The organism is Frankia sp. CgKIO3, from assembly GCF_977946435.1.
The window spans coordinates 1-5,050 of record NZ_CDWTMO010000229.1 but is presented as its reverse complement, the minus strand read 5'-3'; the positions used below and the strand labels follow the sequence as shown (position 1 = coordinate 5,050).

The following is a 5,050-nucleotide window of genomic DNA, read 5'->3' as shown; positions in this document are numbered from 1 at the left end:
TCACTATGGATTCGGAATAAAATAACTTGTTCACTTCGGGGTCCTCGCGAGCCTGTGACCTGCGAAGACGCATATTGGCTTGCATTAATTACTTCATTACGAATTCTAAGAGTGGGACCCGGCATTCGACTTGCCAACCCATGGCCCTTTCTCACGCCCCGATGCCCGCACCTCTTTTCCAGCCATTTGCATGACCGAACCCAAACGGAGGAACTATGCGACGCATTGATATACCTGCACCAAGAGTAGGAGAGGAGGCCGCCGAAGGGGGCTTAAAAGTACCCGGAGGTCAGGCGCGCGAGTTGACATGTGTCAGTCTCTTCGCTGGCGGCGGTGGTATGGCACTCGGCTTCGAGCGAGCCGGCCTTACTCATGTGCTGCTTAACGAGATTGATCGGCATGCCGTTGCCACGCTGCGCAGCAACCGGCCCGAATGGTCGGTCAACAGTCTCGACATCCGCGACGTGTGTTTCCGGCACCTGCATGGCACGGTGGATGTTGTCGAGGTCGGGTTTCCCTGCCAGGCGTTCAGTATGTCCGGCAAGCGCCGAGGGTTCGCTGACCCGCGCGGCGGCATGTTCTTCGAGTTCGCCCGCGCGGTGCGCGAGATCCGACCGAAGGTAGCTGTCGCCGAGAATGTAAAGGGGCTCCGCAGCCATGACGGCGGCAGAACACTAGACGCCATGGTGGCCGTGCTGGAGGAAGCCGGCTACCGAGTGGCTTGGCGGATTCTCGGGGCGCACAACTTTGGCGTACCCCAGAAACGCGAGCGCCTGATTCTCGTCGCCCTGCGCCGTGGCACCGGTGGGCAAATCCTGTTCCCGGCCGAACTCGACGGACCCGCGCCGACCGTGCGACAAGTAATCGGTGACGGTCTGGCGGGGCCAGGAGCGCGCTACTCGGCACGCATGGCGTGGATCATTAGCCACGTGCCGGAAGGCGGCAACTGGCGCGACCTGCCCGAGCACGTCTTGCGGGAGTTCCTGCCCAATGGTCCGTACGGGGGCGGCAGCTGTAGCGGCGCGGCCAAGCGGTTGGCGTGGGACCAACCGAGCCCGACCCTGCTGTGCGAACCAACCGCCACAAAACTCACAGGACGCTGCCACCCCTCCGAGACCCGGCCGCTCAACGTGCGGGAGTACGCCCGCATTCAGACATTCCCGGACACCTGGCAGTTCGAGGGCCCCGTGTCGGCCCAGTACCGGCAGATCGGCAATGCCGTGCCCGTGGCGCTGGCCTACCACCTCGGTCGGGCCGCGGTGGCCATGGCTTCAGGCACTTCAACATCCACCGGTTTCAGCGAAGCCACGCACGTCGTAAAGGCCCGGCGACCCATACGCCGACGGGCTGTTACGTCCCCACCAAGCCGCCCTCGCAGCCGGTCGACAGGCCCAACGCGCCCCGGTAGGCGGCGGACGACATCACCGAAGGGAACCGCCCGATGAACGGCATTGCCACCTACCTGCCGTTCCTTGCCGATGCCGTCCTGGGCCTGGTCGTCATCGTCGTCATCCGTTATGCCGACGCCCAGTCCTGGCGCAGCTCCCTGGAGGCGTACCGACTGCGCCTGCCGCGCGGCCTGGAGCCGGCGACGGTCGCCGACTGGCTTTCGACGGTGGCGGCCAGCACCCGTTCGCCTGCTCGGTCGCTCCTGCCCTTCCCGCCGGTGGTCGTCGAGGTTGTAGCGACCAAACGCGGTATCAGCCACTACGTGATCGTGCCCCGGAAGTACCGGGGCACGATCTTGGCCGGGTTGCGGGCGGCCCTGCCCGGCGCTCGCCTTGAGGAGGCACCGGAGCACCTGCGTAACCGCCCGGTGTTCGGAACGGCCGCCGAGATCGGCCTGAGTAACGATGTCCAACCGTTGGCCACCGAGCGCGCGGCGCTGACCAATGCCGCCGTCCTGGCTTCGCTGCAACCGCTGCACGGGGACGAAGCCGTCTACCTTCAGTCGGTCATCGGGGGCGCGGAGGCGTCTCGGGTTGTCGCGCCGTCGGTCCCGCCGTTCGCGCCGGCCTTCATGCGCTCGGCCGTGGAGCGGACCAACGCCAAGAACGAACGAGCGGCCCGAACCAAGCAGGCGCTGCCCCTGCTGCGCGGCGTCTGCCGTGTCGGAACTGTTACCGTCCGAGCTGACCGGCGCGGCGCGATGCTCGGCCGGGTTCTGTCGGCCCTGCGGACGTTGGAGGCGCCCGGCGTGTCGGTGCGCCGCTTGGCGACTCCATCGGTGACGGCGGGCCGGCGGCTCAGCGACATCTCGTTGCCGCTGTTCGGCTGGCCGGTGGTCATGAACGCCGCCGAGGCCGTGGGTCTGCTCGGTCTCCCGGTCGGCGACCTGGCGCTGCCTGGGTTGGCCCTGGGTTCGGCGCGGCAGTTGCCGCCGGCGCCGGGCATGCCGAGCGGCGGCCGGGGCACCTCGGTCGTGGCGACCAGCAACTACTCGGGTATGCAGCGGCCGCTCGCGTTGCTGACCGAGGACCGGTTGCGGCACGAGTGGGTTGTCGGGCCGACCGGCACCGGCAAGTCGACGTTGCTCGGCAACCAGATCTTGCAGGACATCGCCGCGCGGCGGGGCGTGGTGGTCGTGGACCCCAACGGTGATCTTGTAAGCGACGTCCTCGCCCGCGTACCGGAGGAGTACGCCGGGGACGTCGTCGTCCTCGACCTGGCCGCCACCGACCGGCCGGTGGGGATCAATTTGTTGCGGCACCAGGGCGGCGAGCACAGCCGGGAGCTGGCCGTGGACAACATCGTCCACACCATGGCCAGCCTCTGGTCCGGTTCCTGGGGGCCGAGGACGAGCGACGTCCTGCGGGCCTGCCTGCTGACCCTCACCCACACCAGGGCGCCGGACAGTTCGGCGTTCACGCTGGCCGAGGTGCCGGAACTGCTGACCAATCAGGCGTTCCGGCGGTTCGTGCTCGCCCAGCCGTCCGTACCGGCTTCGGTGCGGTCGTTCTGGGGCGAGTACGACCAGCGTTCCGACGCCGAGCGGTTGCAGATTATCGGGCCGTCGCTCAATAAGCTGCGCTCCTTCAGCACCCGCACGGCGCTGCGGCTGGCACTCGGGCAGAGCGACGGCTTCGAGCTCGGCGAGGTCTTCAAGGGCAAGGCGGTGCTGGTCGACCTGGCCAAGGGTGCGCTCGGCGCCGACACGGCGCAGCTTGCCGGCGCGCTGGTGGTGGCGGTGCTGTGGCAGAAGATCCTTGGCCAGGTCGCGGTGCCGGCCGAACGGCGACGCCCGGCCTTCGTCTACCTCGATGAAGTTCAGGACGTGCTGCGGTTGCCGCTGGACATAGGCGACATGTTGGCCCAGGCCCGGAAGTACAAGGTCGGCCTCATCCTGGCCCACCAGTACCTCGGGCAGCTGCCCGAGGCCGTGAAGACCGCGGTGCTTGGCACAGCCCGCACACAGATCGCCTTCCAGCTGAACGCCTACGAGGACGCCCGGGTGCTGGCCCGGCCGTTCGCGCCCCTGACCGCCGAGGAGCTGCTGGGACTGGACGCCTACGAGATCGCCATGCGTCCGGCTGTCGGCGGCCAGACCCTCGGCGTGGTGACCGGCATAACCGCTCCGTTACCGGACGCCGTGCGCGACCCGGTGGCCCTGGCCACGGCCAGCCGGACTCGATACGGCATGGCCCGTGCCGATGTCGAAGCGGCCCTGACGGCGCGTATCACGGTTGCCGATCCGAGCGGGGCAGGCGGACGCATGGGCCGGCAACGGCGCGGAGGGACGTCATGAACGCGCGGACCGTGGTCACTGGCCGCCGCTACCGCGCTCCGGTCGCTGCTCCGTTCGGCGCTCCGGTCGCGTTGAGTGCCGCCGGGCTGTCTTCCCTGGTAGCGGCCCCGTGGAGGCAGCTAACGTCGCCGAATGCTTCCCCTCATTCGGAGTGTTCACTATGACCCCGGCCGCCCACCCCACAAAGCGTGTCCGCTCGGCTCATGTCGAGCGGGTGCAGGAACGGATGGCCGAGCGGGACCGGCAGATCGTGGCGGACGTGGAGCGGCTGAGGTTGACGACCGGTGCGCAGATCGAGCGGCTGCACTTCGCCAACATCGCGCCCTCGGCGCGGGGGTGAGTGCGGCGCCTGGTGCTGGCCCGGCTCGTCAAGTGGCGGGTGCTGACGACCTTGGAGCGGCGCATCGGCGGGGTGCGGGCGGGATCTGCCGGGCTGGTCTTCGCGCTCGGCTCCGCCGGCCAGCGGCTCATGCAGCTCGACGCGGCCAGGCACGAGCAACCCGCGCGGGTGCGGCGGCCCGGCACCGTGACCGAGCGGTTCGTGGCACACACCCTCGCAGTCAGCGAGTTGTACGTGGCGTTGCGGGAAGCCGAGCGACGGACACCGGGCCTCGTCGTGGAGGCGTTCGACGCCGAACCGGCCTCGTGGTGGCCGGACGGGTTGGGCAGCTGGCTGAAGCCAGACGCCTACGTGGCGCTGGCGTCGGCTGACTTCATCGACCATCTGTGGGTCGAGGTCGACCGGGCCACGGAAAGCCTGCCGACGGTCGGCAGGAAGCTCCGGGCGTACCTGGACTTTCTCAACCGCGGGCAGCTTGGACCGGCGGACCTCATGCCCCGAGTACTGGTCACCGTGCCGAACGAAGCGTGAGCCGAAGGTGTGCGACGGGAGATCCGGCGCCTGCCGGCGCCGGGTGACGAGCTGGTCAGCGTCGCGCTGCATGGTCAGGCCGCCGAGTCTCTGGTGGCGGGCCTGCTCACGCCGGACGGGTCGCCATGAGCGCGGAACTGGAACCGGCGGCGGGCGGACCACGGCGCCGGGACTGGTGGGTAGCCGCGGGCATGGCGGTCACGGCCGTGTCCGCCGCCGTCAGCTCGTTCTCGGGACTCCGGAGCCTGGCTGCGGTAACCGGGTGGCCGGCGTGGCTCGCGCCGCTGTTGCCACTAACTGTCGATGCTTTCGCGGCTACGGCCACCCGCGTATGGCTCGCCAGTAACACCCGCTCAGCGCGAGCCCGCCGGTTCGCCCGGTGGAACGCGCTGCTCGCGGTCGGGCTGTCCCTTATCGGCAACGGAACCTGGCAC

The 5,050-nt window shown here is 68.8% G+C and carries 5 protein-coding genes; all 5 read left to right on the top strand.

Going from position 1 to position 5,050, the window contains the following annotated elements; translation table 11 throughout:
- Positions 1-215: 215 nt before the first annotated feature.
- Positions 216-1,445, top strand: coding sequence for a DNA cytosine methyltransferase (locus AC08OJ_RS18510; RefSeq protein ID WP_476594510.1), 1,230 nt, complete (start codon positions 216-218; stop codon positions 1,443-1,445).
- Positions 1,442-3,745 (top strand): type IV secretory system conjugative DNA transfer family protein, encoded by a 2,304-nt coding sequence (locus AC08OJ_RS18505; protein WP_476596399.1) that lies wholly within the window; start codon positions 1,442-1,444, stop codon positions 3,743-3,745. Before AC08OJ_RS18510 ends, AC08OJ_RS18505 begins: the two co-directional genes overlap by 4 nt.
- Positions 3,746-3,854: 109 nt before the next feature.
- Positions 3,855-4,085, top strand: a complete 231-nt coding sequence (locus tag AC08OJ_RS18500) for a hypothetical protein (RefSeq protein ID WP_476596398.1) — start codon at positions 3,855-3,857, stop codon at positions 4,083-4,085.
- Positions 4,086-4,616, top strand: a complete 531-nt coding sequence (locus AC08OJ_RS18495; protein WP_476596397.1) for a replication-relaxation family protein — start codon at positions 4,086-4,088, stop codon at positions 4,614-4,616. It abuts the gene before it with no gap.
- A 125-nt stretch (positions 4,617-4,741) separates the two neighbouring features.
- A partial coding sequence (locus tag AC08OJ_RS18490) for a DUF2637 domain-containing protein (protein WP_476596396.1) occupies positions 4,742-5,050 on the top strand: 309 nt, incomplete at its 3' end.

Coding starts and splice junctions, on each gene's coding strand:
- AC08OJ_RS18510 (WP_476594510.1), top strand. CDS start 216: ATGCGACGCATTGATATACCTGCACCAAGAGTAGGAGAGGAGGCCGCC.
- AC08OJ_RS18505 (WP_476596399.1), top strand. CDS start 1,442: ATGAACGGCATTGCCACCTACCTGCCGTTCCTTGCCGATGCCGTCCTG.